This is a genomic window from Staphylococcus felis, assembly GCF_003012915.1.
GTDB classification, from domain to species: Bacteria; Bacillota; Bacilli; order Staphylococcales; family Staphylococcaceae; genus Staphylococcus; species Staphylococcus felis.
In genome coordinates this window covers 401,007-425,846 of sequence record NZ_CP027770.1, presented here as the reverse complement: position 1 = coordinate 425,846, position 24,840 = coordinate 401,007, and the positions used below count along the sequence as shown (strand labels likewise).

The following is a 24,840-nucleotide window of genomic DNA, read 5'->3' as shown; positions in this document are numbered from 1 at the left end:
TTGCTTGTGAGATGTTACTTACTATCTAGTTTTGAATGTATAAGCATTCAAATGTTTATCTGGTGCCAATGGCAAAGAGGTCACACCTGTTCCCATGCCGAACACAGAAGTTAAGCTCTTTAGCGCCGATGGTAGTCGGACTTACGTTCCGCAAGAGTAGGACGGTGCCAGGTAAGCTTTTATGATGACCATTAGGTCATTTTTTCTTTGAAAAAACAAAATAAAAGTGTTGACTTTTAAAAAAGAATTATATATAATTAATTCTTGTCGAGTCAAAAAGAAATGACATGAACATTGAAAACTGAATGACAATATGTCAACGTTAATTCCGATAAAACACAGTACTAACGTACTGATAGAATGATTGACTTAAACAATCAAAGAGCTATATCAAGCTTACTCTAATATGGAGAGTTTGATCCTGGCTCAGGATGAACGCTGGCGGCGTGCCTAATACATGCAAGTCGAGCGAACTGAAGAGGAGCTTGCTCCTTTGACGTTAGCGGCGGACGGGTGAGTAACACGTGGGTAACCTACCTATAAGACTGGAATAACTCCGGGAAACCGGGGCTAATGCCGGATAACATGTTGAACCGCATGGTTCAACAGTGAAAGACGGTTTTGCTGTCACTTATAGATGGACCCGCGCCGCATTAGCTAGTTGGTGAGGTAACGGCTCACCAAGGCGACGATGCGTAGCCGACCTGAGAGGGTGATCGGCCACACTGGAACTGAGACACGGTCCAGACTCCTACGGGAGGCAGCAGTAGGGAATCTTCCGCAATGGACGAAAGTCTGACGGAGCAACGCCGCGTGAGTGATGAAGGTCTTCGGATCGTAAAGCTCTGTTGTTAGGGAAGAACAAATGTGTAAGTAACTGTGCACATCTTGACGGTACCTAACCAGAAAGCCACGGCTAACTACGTGCCAGCAGCCGCGGTAATACGTAGGTGGCAAGCGTTATCCGGAATTATTGGGCGTAAAGCGCGCGTAGGCGGTTTTTTAAGTCTGATGTGAAAGCCCACGGCTCAACCGTGGAGGGTCATTGGAAACTGGAAAACTTGAGTGCAGAAGAGGAAAGTGGAATTCCATGTGTAGCGGTGAAATGCGCAGAGATATGGAGGAACACCAGTGGCGAAGGCGGCTTTCTGGTCTGCAACTGACGCTGATGTGCGAAAGCGTGGGGATCAAACAGGATTAGATACCCTGGTAGTCCACGCCGTAAACGATGAGTGCTAAGTGTTAGGGGGTTTCCGCCCCTTAGTGCTGCAGCTAACGCATTAAGCACTCCGCCTGGGGAGTACGGTCGCAAGACTGAAACTCAAAGGAATTGACGGGGACCCGCACAAGCGGTGGAGCATGTGGTTTAATTCGAAGCAACGCGAAGAACCTTACCAAATCTTGACATCCTTTGACCGCTCTAGAGATAGAGTTTTCCTCTTCGGAGGACAAAGTGACAGGTGGTGCATGGTTGTCGTCAGCTCGTGTCGTGAGATGTTGGGTTAAGTCCCGCAACGAGCGCAACCCTTAAGCTTAGTTGCCATCATTAAGTTGGGCACTCTAGGCTGACTGCCGGTGACAAACCGGAGGAAGGTGGGGATGACGTCAAATCATCATGCCCCTTATGATTTGGGCTACACACGTGCTACAATGGACAATACAAAGGGCAGCGAAACCGTGAGGTCAAGCCAATCCCATAAAGTTGTTCTCAGTTCGGATTGTAGTCTGCAACTCGACTACATGAAGCTGGAATCGCTAGTAATCGTAGATCAGCATGCTACGGTGAATACGTTCCCGGGTCTTGTACACACCGCCCGTCACACCACGAGAGTTTGTAACACCCGAAGCCGGTGGAGTAACCATTTGGAGCTAGCCGTCGAAGGTGGGACAAATGATTGGGGTGAAGTCGTAACAAGGTAGCCGTATCGGAAGGTGCGGCTGGATCACCTCCTTTCTAAGGATAATATACGGAATATCACCATAGGTGATAGACGGATTAACGTGACATATTGTATTCAGTTTTGAATGCTCATTCATTGAGTGTTTATAAAAATGGGCCTATAGCTCAGCTGGTTAGAGCGCACGCCTGATAAGCGTGAGGTCGGTGGTTCGAGTCCACTTAGGCCCACCATTTAAATTGTACATTGAAAACTAGATAAGTAAGTAATAGATTTTACCAAGCAAAACCGAGTAACAAGCGAAAAGCTTGAAACAAACAATTATCGCTAGTCGTCAACAGACGACTCACATAATTAATAACTGGTGATGATAAGTGTGAAAGCATTGATAAGACAAATGTGATTGCGTCGTTGACGTGATGAAAGCGTTTGTCAGTCAGCGAATTTCTTGATGAGTGCAGCGAAGTTTACGTTTTGTAAATGAGCAAGCGAAGAAAGAAATGAGATAGAATGCGAGCGCTTATTAGCACGTCTAGATTAAGTTATTAAGGGCGCACGGTGGATGCCTTGGCACTAGAAGCCGATGAAGGACGTTACTAACGACGATATGCTTTGGGGAGCTGTAAGTAAGCTTTGATCCAGAGATTTCCGAATGGGGGAACCCAGCACGAGTTATGTCGTGTTATCCGCATGTGAATACATAGCATGTGAGAAGGTAGACCCGGAGAACTGAAACATCTTAGTACCCGGAGGAAGAGAAAGAAAAATCGATTCCCTGAGTAGCGGCGAGCGAAACGGGAAGAGCCCAAACCAACAAGCTTGCTTGTTGGGGTTGTAGGACACTCTTATGGAGTTACAAAAGAATGAGTTAGACGAATAACCTGGAAAGGTTAATCAGAGAAGGTAATAATCCTGTAGTCGAAAACTGATTCTCTCTTGAGTGGATCCTGAGTACGACGGAGCACGTGAAATTCCGTCGGAATCTGGGAGGACCATCTCCTAAGGCTAAATACTCTCTAGTGACCGATAGTGAACCAGTACCGTGAGGGAAAGGTGAAAAGTACCCCGGAAGGGGAGTGAAAGAGAACTTGAAACCGTGTGCTTACAAGTAGTCAGAGCCCGTTAAGGGGTGATGGCGTGCCTTTTGTAGAATGAACCGGCGAGTTACGATCTGATGCAAGGTTAAGCAGGAAATGTGGAGCCGTAGCGAAAGCGAGTCTGAATAGGGCGAATGAGTATTTGGTCGTAGACCCGAAACCAGGTGATCTACCCTTGGTCAGGTTGAAGTTCAGGTAACACTGAATGGAGGACCGAACCGACTTACGTTGAAAAGTGAGCGGATGAACTGAGGGTAGCGGAGAAATTCCAATCGAACTTGGAGATAGCTGGTTCTCTCCGAAATAGCTTTAGGGCTAGCCTCAAGTGATGATTATTGGAGGTAGAGCACTGTTTGGACGAGGGGCCCCTCTCGGGTTACCGAATTCAGACAAACTCCGAATGCCAAATAATTTAACTTGGGAGTCAGAACGTGGGTGATAAGGTCCATGTTCGAAAGGGAAACAGCCCAGACCACCAGCTAAGGTCCCAAAATATATGTTAAGTGGAAAAGGATGTGGCGTTGCCCAGACAACTAGGATGTTGGCTTAGAAGCAGCCATCATTTAAAGAGTGCGTAATAGCTCACTAGTCGAGTGACACTGCGCCGAAAATGTACCGGGGCTAAACATATTACCGAAGCTGTGGATTGTCCTTTGGACAATGGTAGGAGAGCGTTCTAAGGGCGTTGAAGCATGATCGCAAGGACATGTGGAGCGCTTAGAAGTGAGAATGCCGGTGTGAGTAGCGAAAGACGGGTGAGAATCCCGTCCACCGATTGACTAAGGTTTCCAGAGGAAGGCTCGTCCGCTCTGGGTTAGTCGGGTCCTAAGCTGAGGCCGACAGGCGTAGGCGATGGATAACAGGTTGATATTCCTGTACCACCAACAATCGTTTTAAGCGATGGGGGGACGCAGTAGGATAGGCGAAGCGTGCTGTTGGAGTGCACGTCCAAGCAGTGAGACTGAGTGTTAGGCAAATCCGGCACTCAAAAGGTCAAGCTGTGATGGGAAGAGGAAATTGTTTCCTCGAGTCGTTGATTTCACACTGCCGAGAAAAGCCTCTAGCTAGAAAGTTGGTGCCCGTACCGCAAACCGACACAGGTAGTCAAGATGAGAATTCTAAGGTGAGCGAGCGAACTCTCGTTAAGGAACTCGGCAAAATGACCCCGTAACTTCGGGAGAAGGGGTGCTCTTTAGGGTTCACGCTCTGAAGAGCCGCAGTGAATAGGCCCAAGCGACTGTTTATCAAAAACACAGGTCTCTGCTAAACCGTAAGGTGACGTATAGGGGCTGACGCCTGCCCGGTGCTGGAAGGTTAAGAGGAGTGGTTAGCTTCAGCGAAGCTACGAATCGAAGCCCCAGTAAACGGCGGCCGTAACTATAACGGTCCTAAGGTAGCGAAATTCCTTGTCGGGTAAGTTCCGACCCGCACGAAAGGCGTAACGATTTGGGCACTGTCTCAACGAGAGACTCGGTGAAATCATAGTACCGGTGAAGATGCCGGTTACCCGCGACAGGACGGAAAGACCCCGTGGAGCTTTACTGTAGCCTGATATTGAAATTCGGTACAGTTTGTACAGGATAGGTAGGAGCCATTGAAGCGTGAGCGCTAGCTTACGTGGAGGCATTGGTGGGATACTACCCTAATTGTATTGGATTTCTAACTCGCAGCACTTATCGTGCTGGAAGACAGTGTCAGGCGGGCAGTTTGACTGGGGCGGTCGCCTCCTAAAGTGTAACGGAGGCGCTCAAAGGTTCCCTCAGAATGGTTGGAAATCATTCATAGAGTGTAAAGGCATAAGGGAGCTTGACTGCGAGACCTACAAGTCGAGCAGGGTCGAAAGACGGACTTAGTGATCCGGTGGTTCCGCATGGAAGGGCCATCGCTCAACGGATAAAAGCTACCCCGGGGATAACAGGCTTATCTCCCCCAAGAGTTCACATCGACGGGGAGGTTTGGCACCTCGATGTCGGCTCATCGCATCCTGGGGCTGTAGTCGGTCCCAAGGGTTGGGCTGTTCGCCCATTAAAGCGGTACGCGAGCTGGGTTCAGAACGTCGTGAGACAGTTCGGTCCCTATCCGTCGTGGGCGTAGGAAATTTGAGAGGAGCTGTCCTTAGTACGAGAGGACCGGGATGGACATACCTCTGGTGTACCAGTTGTCGTGCCAACGGCATAGCTGGGTAGCTATGTATGGACGGGATAAGTGCTGAAAGCATCTAAGCATGAAGCCCCCCTCGAGATGAGATTTCCCAACTTCGGTTATAAGATCCCTCAAAGATGATGAGGTAAATAGGTTCGAGGTGGAAGCGTAGCGATACGTGGAGCTGACGAATACTAATCGATCGAAGACTTAATCAAATTCATAACAAGGTTTGCTTGTGAGAAGTTACTTACTATCTAGTTTTGAATGTATAAGCATTCAAATGTTTATCTGGTGCCAATGGCAAAGAGGTCACACCTGTTCCCATGCCGAACACAGAAGTTAAGCTCTTTAGCGCCGATGGTAGTCGGACTTACGTTCCGCAAGAGTAGGACGATGCCAGGTAAATACATAATCGTATAGGATGCGATGAGCCGAATTGAAACCCTTTTAAAGTTGTTTGAACAGCTTTAAGAGGGTTTTTGTTTATTAAGGTATGGATGCATTTAGCTTTTATCTTATATGAAGTTGGTATAGAATAAATTTGTTCTCTTCGGACTTTAATTCAAATTGAATAAAAGGTGATTTAGCGTGAAAGAATATATTAAAAATTTAGCTTATGTCAATACTTCTAAGATTGATATTAATCGAGGGATCAGACAAGGTGTATTAATGCTTATCCCTTTAATGTATGGTTTGATTTCCAATCATTTTGCAACAGCTTTGTTAGCGACAATTGGTACATTTGCGCATATTTATGTGTTTAAAGGAACATTCACATCGCGTATGCGTGCTGTGACTTTTGCTACATTAGGTCTTATGTTTGCCATGATGTTAGGTACACTTACCATGTGGTCGCCTTTATTATTTGGCATTTTTTTATTGATTGTTGCAGTTATCCCTTATTATGTTTTTAATACTTTAAATATTCCTGGGCCATCGTCTACTTTTTTTATCATTGCTTTTAGCTTGGCAAGTGTCATGCCAGAACAGCCAGAAGCGTTTTTGTATCGAGGGTTCATTGTAGGATTAGGAGGATTACTAGGGATTGTATTAGTTTATATTGAATTTCAAATTAAAGGTGAAGCGCCTGAAATTGAAGCTGTTCATGAAGATTTTGTACATATTCAAAGGTTAGTACGTCAATTTAATCATCAATCGGAGTTTAATGATTTAACTAAGTCTGCTGTTAAAGTTCTGATTAACTCGTCTGAAATCTTAAATACAACGGGATCAGCACTTCAAAAAAAATCGTGCGATTATCAGCGTTTAACCTTGCTACATTATGTTGCTGAAGGTATCTACTCGGAGCTACTTGAGCTGAATGCGAAAGGTCACCGTCCAATGCCAAAAGTGATTGTAGAGATGATGGATTATATGACTGAACGCATACTTCATTCTCACACTGTTCAAAAGAAATGGGACAAACCTGTAGATGTTTCTGAAGATTTTAAGAGCTTAGTAGCACTTATATTCAAGTTAGATGAAATTTTAGAAGCACCTATAGATCAAGTGCGTAAAAAAGTGAGCATTCGTTCCCCTCGCTACACACAGCGATTGCTTTATCATTTAACACCGTTATCTATGAATTTTATATCAACACTAAAATATGCGGTTATTTTAGGAAGTGCTATTTTGATCGCGCTATTGTTTGATTTTGAGCGTGCTTATTGGATTCCATTAAGTGCGCATACAGTTTTAATAGGTGGAACAACCGTAGCGAGTATTGAACGTGGAGGCGCACGTTGGATTGGCACACTTATAGGTGTTGGTATAGCCACGTTGATTTTAAGTTTTAATCCCAATTTATTAATCATTGTCTTGGTGATGGGCCTAAGTGGTGCGATTACAGAAGTAATGATAGGGGCAAATTATGCTTTAGCTATGATTGCAATTACTGTTCAGGTCATACTATTAAGTGGCTTAGCACAAGGCAGTTTATCCATTATGATAGCTATACCTAGATTATTAGATACGACTATTGGTATATTAATTGCTGTGATAGGTGTCATGATTATCGGGCGTCAATTAGCCTCTAAAAATCTTCCTGAGACGATGGGTGAGGTAGCTAGAATAGAATCTCAAATATTTCATTTTGTCTTTTCAGATAATGCATATGACCGTGATACTTTTCAAACGCGTGATAAGTTACGTTTAAAATTAAGCGTTGAAAATATGAATATGATGTACCGACATGCATATGGAGAATTAACCTCTAATCCTAAGCGGACACAGTACTTTTATCCAGCAATGTTTTTACTTGAGCAAATTAACTTTCAATTGACGCAATTGTTGTATGATCCGCGAAGATATTATCTAGATACGCATACGATGGGTCAGTATTTAATTGCTTTTGAAAATATTGCAAAACATTTTGATCGAGGAAAGCATCATCAAACCATTATTGAATTACCGGCGCTACCTTATTATGCACAAATTAGACGTTCTTTAATGCAATTACAGGAAATTGAATTATATGATTATCAAAATGAACGTAATCCTAATTTATATAAATATTAATGACGACATAAACAGGCTAGAACATAATGCCCAAAATAAAAGTGTAGAGACGATTCAATCACCTCTACACTTTTATTTTATCAATCATTCGTATTGTTTGGCTCACAGATGGGTCGAGCCAACAATACTACGTTATATACATGTAATCAATTACGGTTTACGTAAAAAAATAAGGTACTCCCTTATTTTTTAATTAATTATCTAGGGCATGTTTCTTAAAGATAACACCCCAAAATTTAAAGGTGATTATTTAATACTCAAAACTGGCTATTGGTCATGTTGATGTAGAACCATTTTGAGATTCAATCGAATGTCGGTGAGCGGATTAAGCAAGGTAAAATGAGAACTCGGCTTTGTCCTTATGGCATTAAATATAAGGAAATGAGTTGTACGCCGTGCGACTAAACATATCATTAAAAGAAAAACTTCGAGATTTTTCCTTTAATGATATAATGTCTCAGATTGTTTTGTCTATTGTAAACTTCGAACGAGTTGTTGTGCATGGTTTTCAAGTTGTTCTAAAGGGATACCACCAAACCCTAAAACGAAGGCAGGTGATTGCTGATAGTGATATTTAAAGAGATAATCAGAAATAGGGCGTATTTGAATATCAAATTGTTTAAATCGTGAGATACACTCTGATTCTGTTAGTCCGTTAACAATTTGAATCACAAAATGCATTCCTGTTTGCTCACCTGAGATTTGAAATAAATCCGGATGAGCTTGTAATTGTGCCAATAAGATATCGCGTTTTTGTCGGTATATTTTACGCATACGATTGAGATGGCGTTCGAACTGGTCGGTTTCCATAAAGCGACTTACCATATATTGTGTATGACGGGGTACAGTTCCGCCTTCAATATTTGTTTTTTGACGATAACGCACAATTAAACTTTCAGGTAAAACGGCATACGCGATTCGAATTGTCGGTGAGATAGATTTTGAGAAGGTACTAATATAAATAACACTCCCTGTCTGATCAAGACTTTGTAGCGCTGGAATTGGCTTTCCTTCATATCGAAACTCAGAATCATAGTCGTCTTCAATAATAAAGCGACGTAAATCTTGACTTGCCCACTTTAAAAGTTGAACACGCTTTTTTAATTTCATTGTGGCACCTGTCGGGAATTGATGACTTGGTGTGATATAAAGTATATTTTGCTTTAAAGCATCTATATTTTGAATATCAATCCCATCTCCACATACAGGTAAAAAGTCATAAGTAATGTGTTTACGCTTAAGCAATTGACGTACTTGCCGGTAAATAGGGTCCTCTAAGATGAATTGATGACGTTTTGGTAAAATATCGGTAATAATTGATAAAAGTTGCTCAGTAGAAGAAGCAATAACGATTTGATCAGGCGTTGATTGGACGCCACGGCTGTGAAAAAGATATTGATTAATTTGAAAACGTAAACGGTAATCGCCTTGAATGTGTCCAGTTTCAACTAAATCATATTGTAAGTCTTCAAAGGACTCTTTAGCATATTTGCGAAATTGTTCAAATGGGAAATGGCTTTTATCGATAGCGCCCAATTGAAAACGATAACGTGGCGTACGCTCTTGTTGACTTTCAAGAGGACTCACACTTTTGGAATCATCGGGTTTAGATAAAACGAAAGGTAAGGATTCGATATCACTCACATAATAGCCTGATTTAGGTTTGCTAAAGATAAAACCTTCATCTATAAGGAGTGCATATGCATTTTCAATTGTTGTTTGACTCATTGATAAGTAATGACTAAGTTGACGTTTAGATGGTAATTTTTCACCTTCATGAATAGTCCCATTGATAATATGCTCTTTAATCTTTTCATATAGCTGAATATATATAGGCTGATGATTTGATTTTTGAATATTAAACATTAACATTTCCATTGATAATCCCTCAAACTGACCACTAGATTTTTGATGTTTTTGACACTTTTAACAGTTCAGATATTAGTATAATCTACTAGTGTAAATAATTAAAGGGGGCTTATTAATAATGTCAAAACAAGTTGGATCAGATCGTGTCAAAAGAGGAATGGCAGAAATGCAAAAAGGCGGCGTAATTATGGATGTCGTCAATGCAGAGCAAGCTAAAATCGCTGAAGAAGCAGGAGCGGTTGCAGTCATGGCTTTAGAACGTGTACCCTCAGATATCCGTAAAGCTGGAGGAGTAGCACGTGCATGTAGTCCTAAAATTGTAGAAGAAGTCATGAACGCCGTATCTATTCCAGTCATGGCGAAATGTCGTATAGGTCATATTACAGAAGCAAGAGTATTAGAGGCAATGGGTGTGGACTATATCGATGAATCAGAAGTATTAACACCAGCGGATGAAGTGTTTCATTTGAAAAAAAGTGACTACACTGTTCCATTCGTATGTGGTTGCCGTAATTTAGGTGAAGCGGCGCGTCGTATTGGAGAAGGTGCAGCAATGTTACGTACGAAAGGTGAACCTGGTACTGGAAATATTGTTGAGGCTGTTCGTCATATTCGTCAAGTGAATCAGGAAGTGAATCGTATTACTGTCATGAGTGATGATGAATTAATGACAGAGGCGAAAAACTTAGGTGCGCCGTATGATATTTTAAAAGATATTAAAAAGCATGGTCGTTTGCCAGTGGTTAACTTTGCAGCAGGTGGTGTTGCGACACCTCAAGATGCAGCTTTAATGATGGAATTAGGTGCGGATGGCGTCTTTGTAGGATCAGGTATTTTTAAATCAGAAGATCCAGAAACATTTGCAAAAGCAATAGTACAAGCGACAACACACTATCAAGATTATGAGTTTATTGGTAAGCTCGCTAAAGAATTAGGAACAGCGATGAAAGGATTAGATATTAATCAACTTTCTTTAGAAGAACGTATGCAAGAGCGTGGTTGGTAAGATGAAGATAGGTGTACTAGCATTACAAGGTGCTGTTCGTGAACATATTAGACATATCGAAGAAAGTGGTCACGAAGGCGTTTATATTAAAAAGATTGAACAACTTGAGGAAATTGATGGATTAATCATTCCTGGTGGTGAATCGACAACATTACGTCGATTAATGGATTTATATGGATTTAAAAAGGCACTTCAGCAATCTGATTTACCGATGTTTGGCACATGTGCAGGTTTAATAGTGCTTGCGAAGGATATTGTAGGCGAAGAAGGATATCTTCAAAAGTTAGATATTACAGTGGAACGTAATTCATTTGGGCGCCAAGTGGATAGTTTCGAAGCAGATTTAAACATTAAAGGTATTCAGCAATCTGTCGAAGGTGTATTTATACGCGCACCACACATTCAATCTGTTGAACCTGCTGTTGAGGTACTAGGCGAAATTGATGGAAAAATCATCGCTGTTCGTCAAGACCAATATTTAGGTGTTTCTTTTCATCCCGAATTAACAGATGACTACAGTATCATTAATTATTTTATTCACAACGTGGTTGCACCTTCAAAAAAATGATATCGAAAAGAGGTTGTGAGAAAGCAGTTTTACTTTCTCACAACCTCTTCTTTTAGTGTTTATAAGAAAAAGCCAGCGATTGTTGCAGAAATAAATGAAACAAGTGTTGCACCGAATAACAATTTAATGCCAAAGCGGGCAACAATGTCACCTTTTTCATCGTTTAATGATTTAATGGCACCTGAGATAATCCCAATTGAACTAAAGTTTGCAAATGAGACTAAGAAAACTGAAACGACACCCATTGCACGTTCGGATAAACCATCTACTTTGCCAAGTTCAGTCATTGCAACAAACTCATTTGATAATAGTTTTGTAGCCATAATTGAACCGGCATCTACTGCGTCACTCCACGGAATACCTGTTAAAAAGGCAAGAGGCGCAAAAACAAATCCGATGAGTGTTTGGAAGTTCCAATTAATAGCACCACCAGATGCTAAATTAAATAATCCACCTACAAGACCGTTTAATAGCGCAATTAATGCGATGTATCCGATAAGCATTGCACCGACGATTACAGCGACTTTAAAACCATCAAGTATATACTCCCCAAGCATTTCAAAGAAAGATTGTCTTTTTTTATCTTCTGAGATCAAAAGCTTATCGTCTTCTTCATTTACTTTGTATGGATTGATAATTGAAGCGATGATAAAACCGCCGAATAAGTTAAGTACCACTGCTGTTACAACATATTTTGGTTCTACTAGTGTAAAGTAAGCACCAATAATTGATGCCGATACCGTTGACATTGCTGAAGCAGTTAATGTGTACAGACGATGCTTCGGTATGTAAGGTAATTGTTTTTTTAATGAAATAAATACTTCAGATTGTCCTAAAATGGCAGAAGCTACGGCATTGTAAGACTCTAAGCGCCCCATACCATTAATTTTAGAAATTAAAAAGCCTAGTACATTGATGATTAACGGTAAAATTCTTAAGTATTGTAAAATCCCGATTAAAGCTGAAATGAAAACGATAGGTAATAATACACTTAAGAAGAAAGACATAGCACCTTCGTTAACCATTCCCCCAAAAACAAAATCAACACCTACTGCGGCTTGTTTTAATAAATAACCAAAACCTGTGGCAATGCCTCCTACAATCTTAATCCCAATTGTTGTTTTTAGTAGGAAGTAAGCCAGCACAAGTTGGATTACAAGCATAATGCCAATATATTTCCAACGTACATTTTTCTTATCAGAACTTGCGGCTAATGCAAGTGCTAAGAAGAAGATAATTCCAATAATCCCAATTAAAATATGCATCTATCTCACACCTTTTTTTAATTTAAATGCTCACTAAGAATATGATACACCAAAAGTAGAATCAGTAACACAATAAATTGATGAAAAGAAAATCAAATTGTTTGAAAAAGGTCAAAGTTGGTCATATAATATAGTCAAAGATGGTCAAAAGGGGTGATAACATGCATAATATGTCTGACATCATAGAGCAGTATATTAAGCAACTTTTTGAAGAAGCTAAAGACGATGTTGTAGAAATTCAGCGCGCTAACATTGCCCAGCGTTTTGATTGTGTACCATCTCAGTTGAATTATGTCATCAAAACACGATTTACAAACGAACATGGCTATGAAATTGAAAGTAAACGTGGTGGCGGAGGATATATTCGCATCACTAAAATAGAGACAAAAAATCACGCTGATTATATTAAGCGTTTGATGGGACTGATTGGTACATCGATTTCTCAACAGCAAGCATACTATATTATTGATGGTTTATTTGAAAATAATTTGATTACTGAGCGTGAAGCAAAAATGATTTCTGCTGTAATCGATAGAGAAACATTAAAAATGGATGTAGCAGCAAGGGATATTATACGCGCTAACATTCTTAAAAGACTATTACCGGTCATTAATTATTACTAGAAGGTGATGTGCTATGTATAGCGATAAGCAAAAACTTGACCAACGTAATCTCAATGAAGAAAAACGACCACATGTCGGTTTGTTTCACGAGTCTATGAATAATCACGCTGAAGAAAATTGGCATGAAGGTGATGATGTAGAGGGCACATTTGTCATTAAACAAATCCTTCAACATCTTGCAGCAAAGCATGGTATTAATGTTGATCAAGTTGTATATCGCGAAGAAAAACGCTGTCCAACTTGTCAAATGACATTAAAAGATATTGCGCATGTTGGCAAATTCGGATGTCATGATTGTTATCAAACATTTAAAGATGATGTGTACGATATCGTTAGGCGTGTTCAAGGTGGACATACGGAGCATTCAGGTAAATGCCCTAAATCGTCACAGCAAAAGCGAGCATTAAAAAAGCAAATCGATGAAAAGCGAGCACGACTCGATGTACTTGTGTCTCAGCAAGAATTTGAACAAGCAGCTGTTGTTCGTGACGAAATCAAAGCGCTAGAACAACAGAGTGAGGAGTTGAAACGTGATGTCTGAGGAACTTAACCAACCTATTGGACAATGGATGCAAAACGCAACAACTCAACCTGTTATCATGTCGTCGCGTATTAGACTTGCACGTAATCTCGAAAATCATGTACATCCTCTGATGTTTTCAAATGAAGAAGAAGGTTACCGAGTGGTGAATGAAGTTCAAGATGCATTGCCAGATTTAAAAGTGATTCGTTTAGATGAATTGGATCAACAAAGCAAATATAAATTAGTTGCAAAGCATTTGATTAGTCCGGAGCTCACAAAGCAACCAGCATCTGCAGTGTTACTGAATGATGATGAATCTATCAGTATTATGGTTAATGAAGAAGATCATGTCAGAATTCAAGCAATGGGGACAGACTTATCACTTAGTACACTTTTTGAAAGAGCTTCAGAAGTTGATGATCAGCTTGATGTGCATACAGATATTAGCTATGACGAAGAACTGGGTTATCTCACTACATGTCCGACAAATGTTGGGACAGGAATGAGAGCAAGTGTGATGTTGCATTTACCTGGTTTATCCATTATGAAGAGGATGAATCGTATCGCACAGACAATCAATCGTTTTGGATTTACGATTCGCGGTATTTACGGCGAAGGATCTCAAGTCTATGGACATGTGTATCAAGTATCCAATCAGCTGACGTTAGGTAAGAGTGAACAAGAAATCATAGATGCATTAACAGAACTAGTCCAACAAATTATTAATGAAGAGTTAGAGTTGCGCGAACGCTTACACGAGCACAAAACAGTCGAAACACTCGACCGTGTTTATCGTTCACTTGGTATTTTAAAGTATAGTCATCTCATATCAGTAGAAGAAGCGTCTTATCGATTAAGCGACATCAAACTGGGTATTGATTTAGGGATTATTGAAATAGATGATTTTAATTTTAATGAGTTGATTATTGCTATACAGTCCCCATTTTTAATAGATGAAACTGAAGAACATTCAATTGAAGAAAAAAGAGCTGAAATTTTAAGAAGATATATATAATTAGGAGGTTAATATATGTTATTTGGTAGACTTACAGAACGTGCACAACGTGTTTTAGCCCATGCACAAGAAGAGGCAATCCGTTTAAACCATTCCAATATTGGAACAGAACATTTACTACTAGGACTTATGAAAGAACCAGAAGGCATTGCTGCAAAAGTGCTTGAGAGTTTTGATATTACAGAAGACAAAGTAGTAGCAGAAGTTGAAAAGTTAATCGGTCACGGTCAAGATCACGTAGGTGCGTTGCATTATACACCACGTGCGAAGAAGGTCATTGAACTCTCAATGGATGAAGCGCGAAAATTACAACACAACTTTGTAGGAACAGAACACATTTTATTAGGTTTAATTCGTGAAAATGAAGGTGTGGCAGCACGTGTGTTTGCTAACTTAGATTTGAACATTACAAAAGCGAGAGCACAAGTGGTCAAAGCGCTTGGAAGTCCAGAATCTGCGAATAAAGCAGGTCAAACGAATAAAGCCAATAGCACGCCGACGTTAGATAGCTTAGCAAGAGATTTAACAGTGATTGCGAAAGATGGAACGTTAGATCCCGTTGTAGGGCGTAATAAAGAAATTACGCGTGTGATTGAAGTGTTAAGCCGTCGTACAAAAAATAATCCCGTACTCATTGGTGAGCCAGGGGTTGGTAAAACAGCAATTGCTGAAGGATTAGCCCAAGCTATCGTCAACAATGAGGTACCAGAAACATTAAAAGATAAACGTGTAATGTCACTTGATATGGGCACAGTTGTTGCCGGAACAAAATATCGTGGTGAATTTGAAGAACGTTTGAAAAAGGTAATGGAAGAAATTCATCAAGCAGGTAATGTTATTTTATTTATTGATGAATTGCATACACTTATTGGCGCAGGTGGTGCAGAAGGTGCTATCGATGCATCGAACATTTTAAAACCTGCTCTTGCACGTGGGGAATTACAATGTATAGGTGCCACAACTTTAGATGAATATCGTAAAAACATTGAAAAAGATGCAGCATTAGAGCGTCGTTTTCAACCTGTACAAGTGGATGAACCATCTGTTGAAGATACGATTGCAATTTTAAAAGGTCTACGTGACCGCTATGAAGCACATCATCGTATTAACATTTCAGATGAAGCGGTTGAAGCTGCAGCAAAATTAAGTAATCGTTATGTTCAAGACCGTTTCTTGCCGGACAAAGCGATAGATTTAATCGATGAAGCAAGTTCAAAAGTACGTCTAAAAAGTCATACGACACCTTCAAACTTAAAAGAGATTGAACAACAAATTGAACAAGTTAAAAATGAAAAAGATGCAGCTGTGCACGCACAAGAATTTGAAAATGCAGCTAATTTACGTGATAAACAATCAAAGCTTGAACAACAATATGAAGAAGCCAAAAATGAATGGAAAAATAATCAAGGTGGTCGTCACACTTCATTGACTGCAGAAGATATTGCGGAAGTCATTGCTGGATGGACGGGTATTCCATTAACAAGATTAAATGAAACGGAATCAGATCGTTTGCTTAATCTAGAAGAAACTTTACATGAGCGTGTGATTGGTCAAAAAGATGCAGTAACGTCTATTTCGAAAGCGGTTCGCCGCGCCCGTGCAGGACTCAAAGATCCGAAACGCCCAATCGGTAGTTTTATCTTCTTAGGACCAACTGGTGTCGGTAAAACTGAACTCGCTCGTGCCCTTGCTGAATCTATGTTTGGTGAAGAAGATGCAATGATTCGTGTGGATATGAGTGAATTTATGGAGAAACATGCTGTGAGTCGCTTGGTCGGAGCTCCTCCTGGATATGTAGGACATGACGATGGAGGACAATTAACGGAAAAAGTACGCCGTAAACCATACTCAGTGATTTTATTTGATGAGATAGAAAAAGCACATCCTGATGTTTTCAATATCCTTTTACAAGTACTTGATGATGGTCATTTAACTGATACGAAAGGTCGTCGTGTTGATTTCCGTAATACGGTCATTATCATGACATCTAACGTCGGAGCACAAGAGTTACAAGATCAACGCTTTGCTGGTTTTGGTGGCACAGTACAAGGCAATGATTATGAAACAATTCGCAATACAATGATGAAAGAATTGAAAAATGCATTCCGACCAGAATTTTTAAACCGTGTGGATGATATCATTGTTTTCCATAAATTAAGTAAAGACGAATTAAAAGCAATTGTTACGAAAATGGTCGGCAAACTCACACAACGTTTGTCAGAACAAAACATTCACGTTGAAGTGACAGAAGAAGCTAAAAATAAAATTGCGGATGAAGGATATGACCCAGAATATGGGGCACGTCCATTGATTCGAGCAATTCAGAAGACTGTAGAAGACAATCTTAGTGAGCTTATCTTAGAAGGTAAAGAATTAGAAGGTAAAAATGTAACAGTTGACTATGATGGAGAATCTTATCAATACAAAGTATCAGAACGCAATTCAGATGAAACAAAAGCAGAAGTAGAAAAATAATAAGTACTTTTCGAACTAGGACATTCGCGTGAGCGTTTGTCCTAGTTTTTTGCATAAAGTGATGGTTAATACAGTGATAGATTAAGCTACAGTAATAATCGATAACATCAGTAATAGTGAACATTTGTCATAATGCTATGACAAGTATAAAATAGATGTGTTATATCAAGATTCGGAGGTGGCCTTGTGGCAAAGAAAAAAGTCATATTTGAATGTACAGCGTGTGGGTATCAATCACCTAAGTGGATGGGCAAATGTCCTAATTGTGGTGCGTGGAATACACTGGAAGAATCTATTATGCAAAAATCAGCACAGCCTAAACATGGTGTAAGGGCACAAAAGGCCAATGTAGCCAAAGTGCAAAAACTGAGCGACATTAAACAAGAACAGTCACCCCGAATTCTTACAAATAGTGATGAATTTAATCGTGTGCTTGGTGGAGGTATAGTAGAAGGATCACTCGTCTTAATTGGAGGCGATCCAGGTATTGGAAAGTCCACATTATTGTTACAAATGTGTGCTGCACTTTCTCAGCATAAACGTGTTTTATATATTACCGGTGAAGAATCTTTAAATCAAACGAAATTACGTGCAGATCGGCTTGATGAAGATGCAAGTCAACTCAATGTATTTGCCGAAACAGATTTAGAAATCATACATGAAACAGTGAAAAAAGTAGAGCCGCAACTGATTGTAGTGGACTCGATACAAACCATCTATCATCCAGAAATTAGTTCAGCACCTGGATCAGTTTCACAAGTTAGAGAGAGTACACAAAGTTTAATGCATATCGCAAAGCAAATGAATATCGCTACGTTTATTGTGGGGCATGTTACAAAAGAAGGTCAAATTGCAGGACCACGTTTACTTGAGCATATGGTCGACACAGTTTTGTATTTTGAAGGTGACGAACATCATGCTTATCGAATATTACGTGCGGTTAAAAACCGCTTTGGCTCGACCAATGAAATGGGTATTTTTGAAATGAAGCAAACAGGTTTAAAAAGTGTGCCCAATCCATCTGAAATGTTTTTGGAAGAGCGATCAACTAATGTCCCAGGTTCGACGATTGTAGCGACTATGGAAGGGACAAGACCACTTTTGATTGAAGTACAAGCGCTTGTGACTCCGACTACATTTAACAATCCAAGACGTATGGCCACGGGCATTGACCATAATCGATTAAGCTTATTAATGGCCGTGCTTGAAAAGAAAGAAGGCTATCTCTTACAGCAGCAAGATGCTTATATAAAAGTAGCTGGTGGTGTCAAGTTAACTGAGCCTGCTGTTGATTTAGGGATTGTGATTGCAACAGCGTCTAGTTTTCAAAATAAAGCCGTTGATGGTTTAGACTGTTTTATAGGAGAGGTCGGTCTAACTGGTGAAGTACGCCGTGTGTCACGAATAGAACAACGTGTTCAAGAAGCGGCCAAATTAGGATTTAAACGTGTTATTTTACCACAAACCAATATTGGCGGTTGGACTTATCCAGAACAAATTGAAGTTATCGGTGTGACATCTGTTCACGAAGCACTTCAAAAAGCCTTTAAATCAAAGTAAAGGAGGGGTGGGATGAAATTAGTTAAATTACTCGTTATCATCGCTTTTATTGCTATTGGGAGTGTTTTAGGTGTTTTTCTGATTCCTGAAATATTAACAGATTTTCACTTATCGCACCCGGTTATACTCGAAAATAATTATATTTCTGCATTGATTGGAATGGTTGTATTATTTTTACTATTGGGTTGGTTAATTCCCAAAATAGCTTGTGGTATTAAAGAACTTGAACAAATGATACTCAGTTATAGTGCAATCGAAATTATTTTTGCGACGATTGGATTAGTTATCGGCCTTGTGATTTCTGTCATGGTTTCTTTTATTTTGGAGTTAATTGGTGGCGGATTTTTAAATCATATTGTGTTAATCATTGTGACGTTATTGTTATGTTATTTAGGGTTTCAATTTGGTTTGAAAAAACGAGATGAAATGCTACTCTTTTTGCCTGAGAACATGGCGCGTTCGATGTCGATTAATGCACGAAATGCAGTGCCCAAAATTATTGATACAAGCGCTATTATTGATGGACGTATTTTAAATGTCATTAAAACAGGATTTATTGATGGCGAACTTCTTATTCCTCAAGGTGTGATTAACGAGTTGCAAATTATCGCTGATGCAAATGATAGTGTAAAGAGGGATAAGGGACGTAGAGGACTAGATATTTTAAATGCAATCCATGTTTCTCAACATCCAACGCGCATTATACACCCTCAAAAAGATCATCATCACATTGACGATCTCTTAATAAAACTTGCGAAACATTACAGAGCACACTTGATTACGACTGATTACAACTTAAATCGGGTAAGCAATATTCAAGGCATCAAAGTATTAAATGTCAATGATCTATCGAATGCTATTCGGCCAGAACTTCATCAAGGTGAACAATTTGATTTATTAATTACAAAAGTAGGCAAAGAGCCTGGTCAAGGAGTAGGATACTTTGACGATGGTACAATGGTGGTAGTGGATGATGCTAAAAAGCACATCAATGAAACATTAAGATTAGAAGTGGTGAGCATATTGCAAACAGCGTCTGGTCGTATTATCTTTGCAAAAAAGGTGGATGCACAAAAATGAAAAAATACCATGTAGTGATACCAGCGGCGGGTAAAGGAACGCGCATGGGGCGAGAATATAATAAATTATTAATTAAAATGGGCGGTCAAACGATATTAGAACGCACGATAGAGGTGTTCGAAAATGATGCGTCTTGCGAAGGGATTCATCTAGCCATCCATCCTAGAGATCGTGCGCATTTTTCAAGTTTACTTCGCCCGTACCATAAGTTGAAGTCGCTTATCGATGGTGGTGCAGAACGTCAAGAAAGTATACATAATGTTTTAAATGCATTAACGTTAACAGATGATACGATTGTGATTGTACATGATGGTGCTCGTCCATTTATCACACAAGACGCCATTCATCAGTTATTATTAGCGATTGACAGGCACGGCGCAGCAATTATTGGTGTCAAATCAAAAGATACCATTAAGGTTGTCCAAGATCAATACGTGTCAGAAACGTTAGACCGCCAATATTTGTGGCTTGTTTATACGCCTCAAGGTGCGACATTTAAAAATTTAAAGGCAGCTTATGATTATGCCAAAAATCAAAAATTTCAAGGAACAGATGATGCGTCGCTATTAGAGTTTGCAGGCCATCGTGTTTTTGTGGTTGAAGGGAGATACGATAATATAAAAGTGACAACGGAAGAAGATTTACTTTATGCTCAAGCAATATTGAATGAAAAAGGAGATGTAGGTCATGTATAGAGTGGGCTTAGGTTATGACGTACACGTTTTTGATGAGAATCGCCCGTTAATCATTGGCGGGATGAACATACCTCATACGCACGGATTAAAAGGGCATAGTGATGCGGATGTTTTGCTACATGCCATTACGGATGCGATGCTAGGTGCTTGTGCACTCGGAGATATAGGTAAATTATTTCCGGACACAGATGCGAAATTTAAAGATGCAGACTCTAAAATGTTATTAACAGAAGCATATAAAGAAGTTCAATCTGAAGGATATATCATTAATAATGTGGATGCGACAATTGTTGCAGAACGACCGAAATTCAGACCACACATTGATGAAATGAGACAAATCATCGCAAATTTATTTGATATCAATGTGAGGCAAGTGAATGTTAAAGCGACAACAAGTGAAAAGTTAGGATTTGTAGGTAGAGAAGAAGGGATCGCAGCACAAGCTATTGTGTCATTGATTGCTACTGAAAAATAAATTTTTACACATATGCATAAGCGAATGGCACATGCTATAATATAAGAATTGAAACTATAACAGGAGTGAACGAGATGAGTAATCGAGTAAGAGTAAGATATGCACCGAGTCCAACAGGGTATTTGCATATTGGAAACGCGCGTACAGCATTGTTTAATTATTTATATGCGAAACACTATGATGGTGATTTTGTTATCCGAATTGAGGATACAGATACGAAGCGAAACTTAGAAGATGGTGAGTCTTCTCAATTTGATAACTTGAAATGGCTAGGTTTAGATTGGGACGAATCTGTAGATAATGATAAAGGATACGGACCTTATCGCCAATCTGAACGGGGACATATTTATCAACCGCTAATCGAGCAACTATTAGCTGAAGATAAAGCTTACAAATGTTATATGACAGAAGAAGAATTAGAAGCAGAACGCCAAGAGCAAATTGCTCGTGGTGAAATGCCTAGATATGGCGGAAAGCATGCGCACTTAACTGCTGAAGAGCGTGAGCAGTTTGAAAAAGAAGGCCGTCAACCTTCTATTCGATTCCGTGTGCCACAAAATAAAACGTATCGTTTCGATGATATGGTTAAAGGTGAGGTATCATTTGAGTCGGACAATTTTGGGGACTGGGTTATCGTGAAAAAAGACGGTATTCCAACGTACAATTTTGCTGTAGCCGTGGATGATCATGAAATGGCAATTACAGATGTTATTCGTGGAGATGACCATATTTCAAATACACCAAAACAATTAATGATTTACGAAACTTTCGGATGGGAACCACCAAGATTTGGTCATATGACATTAATTGTCAACGAACAACGTAAAAAATTAAGTAAACGTGATGGTCAGATTTTACAATTTATCGAGCAATATCGTGATTTAGGCTATCTGCCAGAAGCTTTATTTAATTTCATTGCATTATTAGGTTGGTCACCAGAAGGCGAAGAAGAAATCTTTTCAAAACAAGAATTTATCGATATTTTTACTGAAAAGCGTCTTTCAAAATCACCCGCCTTTTTTGATAAACAAAAATTAGAGTGGATTAACAATCAATATATGAAGGAAAAAGATACGGATACCGTATTTGAAATGACACTTCCTCATATGATTAAAGCTGGATTATTGCCTGAATCACCATCTGAACAAGAGTTAGAGTGGGGACGCAAACTAGTCGCTTTATATCAAGAGCAAATGAGTTATGCAGGTGAAATCGTGCCGTTATCTGAACTTTTCTTCAGAGATGAAAAAGAATTAGACGAAGCATCACAAGAAGTTATTAACGGTGAACAAGTGCCGGAATTAATGAACAGTTTATATAGTAAGTTGGAAGCATTAGAGCCATTTGAAGCATCAGAAATCAAAAAGACAATTAAAGCAGTACAAAAAGAAACAGGCATAAAAGGGAAACAATTGTTTATGCCAATCAGGGTTGCTGTAACGGGACAAATGCATGGACCAGAACTCCCGAATACAATGGAAGTTCTAGGTAAGGATAAAGTCCTTCGTCGTATTCATCAGTTGCTTTAAATGATTAAGATGATTTAACTTGATATCTTTCTTCAAATCATCTACTATAAAGTTGTAATTTTTAATAAAGGAATAGTAAGCAAATGGCGTGTTTCAGAGAGTGTACGGTTGCTGGGAGTGCACCACAATGTTTGTCGAATGCACCTTTAATATTGAAATTGAATACAAATTAAGTGAGTATTGTCGTTCAATGAGCTATCATTGAACCATACTAATTGAGAGTGGAACCGTGCCAAAAGCACCTCTGACATGATTGTTAGAGGTGCTTTTTTAATAGCGGCTGGGACATGATGCTAAGGTCTTCTAGAAATGAACGAACGTCGTTTTGAAAGTGGATTCTGACATTGAGGTACAGCCTGAATTTGAGGCACTTTCGATACAACATTGGAATCAACATTTTTGTCCTAACCAGATGGCTTATTTAGAGAATGGGGGAATGATGAGTGATTAGACGAATGATGGATGACGTTAAAATGGTATTTGAACAAGATCCAGCTGCGCGTTCGACTTTTGAAGTCATTACAACGTATGCTGGTTTACATGCGGTATGGAGTCACCTTATTGCGCATAAACTATATAAACAGAAAAAATATACATTAGCACGTATGATTTCGCAAGTTTCTCGTTTTTTTACAGGAATTGAGATTCATCCAGGTGCTAAAATAGGACGGCGTTTGTTTATTGACCATGGTATGGGTGTGGTCATTGGTGAAACATGTACAATTGGTGATAATGTCACAATTTATCAAGGTGTGACGCTTGGTGGAACTGGTAAAGAAAAAGGCAAGCGTCACCCAGATATCGGTGATAATGTACTCATTGCAGCGGGCTCTAAAGTTTTAGGGAATATCAAAGTAGAATCCAATGTGAATATCGGTGCCAACTCAGTTGTACTCAGAAATGTTCCGAGTTATACAACAGTAGTGGGTATACCTGGTCGTATTGTGAAACAAGATGGCAAACGTATTGGGAAAACATTTGACCACCTTAATTTACCAGATCCAATTTATGAACAATTGAAGCAACTCGAAAAACAACTTGAACAAACTAAAAATGGAGAGATTAAAGATGATTACATTATATAACACACTGACACGGCAGAAAGAGCCATTTCAACCTATCGAACCAGGAAAAGTAAAAATGTATGTTTGTGGACCTACAGTGTACAATTACATTCATATTGGTAATGCGCGCCCGGCTATAAACTATGATGTCGTTCGACGTTACTTCGAATATAAAGGGTACGAAGTCGATTACGTTTCAAACTTTACCGATGTTGATGATAAGTTGATTAAACGTGCTCAAGAGTTGGGAGAGAGTGTGCCTGAGATTGCAGATCGTTATATTCAAGCATTTTATGAAGATACTGGGGCATTGAATGTGAAAAAAGCAACTTCTAACCCACGTGTCATGGATCATATGGATGACATCATCAAATTTATTAAAAAATTAGTTGATGATGGATTTGCTTATGAAAGTGGTGGAGACGTTTACTTCAAGACACGGCAATTTGAAGGATATGGCAAGCTGAGCCATCAGTCGATAGATGATTTGAAGGTCGGGGCACGTATTGAACAAGGTAAACAAAAAGAGGATGCTTTAGACTTTACACTATGGAAAAAAGCCAAACCAGGCGAAATTAGTTGGGAGAGTCCATTTGGTCAAGGTCGCCCAGGTTGGCATATCGAATGTTCTGTAATGGCTTATGAAAAGTTAGGCGTAACCATTGATATCCACGCAGGTGGAAGCGATTTACAATTTCCACACCACGAAAATGAAATTGCACAGTCTGAGGCGCACAACCATGCACCGTTTGCAAACTATTGGATGCACAATGGTTTTATTAACATCGACAATGAAAAAATGAGTAAGTCTCTTGGGAACTTCATATTAGTACACGATATTATCAAAGAAGTTGATCCAGACGTATTGCGTTTCTTCATGATTAGTGTTCACTACAGAAGTCCGATTAACTACAATCTCGAACTTGTGGAGTCAGCACGCCGTGGATTGGAAAGAATCCGTAACAGCTATGAAGCGTTAAAGGCACGTGAGTCAATTGCTACAGATATCGAGGTTGATGATACGTATGTGCATCAAATTGACGCTATTTTAGCACAATTTGAGAAAGTTATGGATGACGATTTTAATACAGCTAACGCGATTACAGCGTGGTATGACTTGGCGAAATTGGCTAATAAATACGTATTGGAAGATAATACAGCAACAAAAGTCATTCAACGTTTTAAAGACGTCTTTGCTATTTTTAGTGATGTATTAGGAGTGCCACTTGAGAACCGTGCAACAGAAAGTTTGGTTGATTCTGAAATCGAAGCACTGATTGAAAAGCGTAATCAAGCGCGTCAAAATAAGGATTTTGCGCGTGCAGATGAGATTCGAGACCAACTCAAAGCGCAAAATATTATTTTAGAAGATACGCCTCAAGGTGTGAGATTTAAACGTGGATAAATCATTAAATTATAAATTATTAAACCCGTTA

At 39.6% G+C, this 24,840-nt stretch carries 16 protein-coding genes, 1 tRNA gene and 4 rRNA genes; 19 read left to right on the top strand and 2 right to left on the bottom strand.

Annotated features, from left to right (window positions below; all coding sequences use genetic code 11):
* The first annotated feature begins 58 nt into the window (after window positions 1–58).
* The 6 genes from rrf (C7J90_RS02090) to C7J90_RS02065 all read left to right on the top strand — a co-directional run bounded on the left by rrf (C7J90_RS02090) (window position 59) and on the right by C7J90_RS02065 (window position 7,657).
* Window positions 59–173, top strand: a 5S ribosomal RNA gene (rrf, locus tag C7J90_RS02090).
* 230 nt (window positions 174–403) lie between these two features.
* A 16S ribosomal RNA gene (locus tag C7J90_RS02085) occupies window positions 404–1,954 on the top strand.
* A 100-nt stretch (window positions 1,955–2,054) separates the two neighbouring features.
* Window positions 2,055–2,131 (top strand) — tRNA-Ile (locus C7J90_RS02080).
* Between the two features lie 302 nt (window positions 2,132–2,433).
* A 23S ribosomal RNA gene (locus C7J90_RS02075) occupies window positions 2,434–5,355 on the top strand.
* 72 nt (window positions 5,356–5,427) lie between these two features.
* Window positions 5,428–5,542 (top strand): 5S ribosomal RNA (gene rrf, locus C7J90_RS02070).
* The 16S, 23S and 5S rRNA genes sit together here with 1 tRNA gene alongside, the layout of an rRNA operon.
* A 186-nt stretch (window positions 5,543–5,728) precedes the next feature.
* A complete protein-coding gene (locus C7J90_RS02065) occupies window positions 5,729–7,657 on the top strand; it encodes an FUSC family protein (RefSeq protein WP_103207159.1) in 1,929 nt (642 codons plus the stop codon).
* A 471-nt stretch (window positions 7,658–8,128) separates the two neighbouring features.
* Here the strand turns inward: C7J90_RS02065 and pdxR are convergent, their stop codons facing one another.
* Window positions 8,129–9,535, bottom strand: a complete 1,407-nt coding sequence (gene pdxR / locus C7J90_RS02060) for a MocR-like pyridoxine biosynthesis transcription factor PdxR (protein WP_103207161.1) — start codon at window positions 9,533–9,535, stop codon at window positions 8,129–8,131.
* Window positions 9,536–9,644: 109 nt separating this feature from the next.
* On the opposite strand from pdxR, the gene pdxS reads away from it, so the two are divergent.
* On the top strand, window positions 9,645–10,532 hold the full coding sequence (pdxS, locus tag C7J90_RS02055; RefSeq protein WP_103207163.1) for a pyridoxal 5'-phosphate synthase lyase subunit PdxS: 888 nt from the start codon (window positions 9,645–9,647) through the stop codon (window positions 10,530–10,532).
* 1 nt (window position 10,533) lies between these two features.
* A complete protein-coding gene (pdxT, locus tag C7J90_RS02050; RefSeq protein WP_103207164.1) occupies window positions 10,534–11,100 on the top strand; it encodes a pyridoxal 5'-phosphate synthase glutaminase subunit PdxT in 567 nt (188 codons plus the stop codon).
* A gap of 59 nt (window positions 11,101–11,159) precedes the next feature.
* Here pdxT and C7J90_RS02045 read toward each other — a convergent pair whose 3' ends face one another.
* Window positions 11,160–12,365 (bottom strand): NupC/NupG family nucleoside CNT transporter, encoded by a 1,206-nt coding sequence (locus tag C7J90_RS02045; protein ID WP_103207166.1) that lies wholly within the window; start codon window positions 12,363–12,365, stop codon window positions 11,160–11,162.
* A gap of 161 nt (window positions 12,366–12,526) precedes the next feature.
* Here C7J90_RS02045 and C7J90_RS02040 point away from each other — a divergent pair, with 161 nt between their 5' ends.
* The 11 genes from C7J90_RS02040 to cysS all read left to right on the top strand — a co-directional run bounded on the left by C7J90_RS02040 (window position 12,527) and on the right by cysS (window position 24,809).
* Window positions 12,527–12,988: a CtsR family transcriptional regulator gene (locus tag C7J90_RS02040; protein ID WP_103207167.1), complete on the top strand. Its 462-nt coding sequence runs from the start codon at window positions 12,527–12,529 to the stop codon at window positions 12,986–12,988.
* A gap of 13 nt (window positions 12,989–13,001) precedes the next feature.
* Window positions 13,002–13,529: a UvrB/UvrC motif-containing protein gene (locus C7J90_RS02035; protein ID WP_103207169.1), complete on the top strand. Its 528-nt coding sequence runs from the start codon at window positions 13,002–13,004 to the stop codon at window positions 13,527–13,529.
* Entirely contained in the window at window positions 13,522–14,526 is a 1,005-nt protein-coding gene (locus C7J90_RS02030) for a protein arginine kinase (protein ID WP_103207170.1), read from the top strand. The genes C7J90_RS02035 and C7J90_RS02030 overlap by 8 nt, the downstream gene beginning before the upstream one ends.
* 15 nt (window positions 14,527–14,541) lie before the next feature.
* Complete coding sequence (locus C7J90_RS02025; RefSeq protein WP_103207171.1) at window positions 14,542–17,001, top strand: ATP-dependent Clp protease ATP-binding subunit; 2,460 nt, start codon at window positions 14,542–14,544, stop codon at window positions 16,999–17,001.
* Window positions 17,002–17,187: 186 nt separating this feature from the next.
* A complete protein-coding gene (gene radA / locus C7J90_RS02020) occupies window positions 17,188–18,561 on the top strand; it encodes a DNA repair protein RadA (protein WP_103207172.1) in 1,374 nt (457 codons plus the stop codon).
* A gap of 12 nt (window positions 18,562–18,573) precedes the next feature.
* Window positions 18,574–19,641, top strand: coding sequence for a PIN/TRAM domain-containing protein (locus C7J90_RS02015; RefSeq protein ID WP_103207173.1), 1,068 nt, complete (start codon window positions 18,574–18,576; stop codon window positions 19,639–19,641).
* The gene (gene ispD / locus C7J90_RS02010; protein ID WP_103207174.1) at window positions 19,638–20,336 is read left to right on the top strand and encodes a 2-C-methyl-D-erythritol 4-phosphate cytidylyltransferase; all 699 of its coding nucleotides are present in this window, start codon (window positions 19,638–19,640) and stop codon (window positions 20,334–20,336) included. The genes C7J90_RS02015 and ispD overlap by 4 nt, the downstream gene beginning before the upstream one ends.
* The gene (gene ispF, locus C7J90_RS02005) at window positions 20,329–20,811 is read left to right on the top strand and encodes a 2-C-methyl-D-erythritol 2,4-cyclodiphosphate synthase (RefSeq protein WP_103207175.1); all 483 of its coding nucleotides are present in this window, start codon (window positions 20,329–20,331) and stop codon (window positions 20,809–20,811) included. Before ispD ends, ispF begins: the two co-directional genes overlap by 8 nt.
* A 74-nt stretch (window positions 20,812–20,885) precedes the next feature.
* The gene (gene gltX, locus C7J90_RS02000) at window positions 20,886–22,340 is read left to right on the top strand and encodes a glutamate--tRNA ligase (RefSeq protein WP_103207176.1); all 1,455 of its coding nucleotides are present in this window, start codon (window positions 20,886–20,888) and stop codon (window positions 22,338–22,340) included.
* A gap of 455 nt (window positions 22,341–22,795) precedes the next feature.
* Window positions 22,796–23,425, top strand: a complete 630-nt coding sequence (cysE, locus tag C7J90_RS01995) for a serine O-acetyltransferase (protein WP_174688364.1) — start codon at window positions 22,796–22,798, stop codon at window positions 23,423–23,425.
* Window positions 23,409–24,809, top strand: a complete 1,401-nt coding sequence (gene cysS, locus C7J90_RS01990; RefSeq protein ID WP_103207178.1) for a cysteine--tRNA ligase — start codon at window positions 23,409–23,411, stop codon at window positions 24,807–24,809. Before cysE ends, cysS begins: the two co-directional genes overlap by 17 nt.
* Window positions 24,810–24,840: the final 31 nt, after the last annotated feature.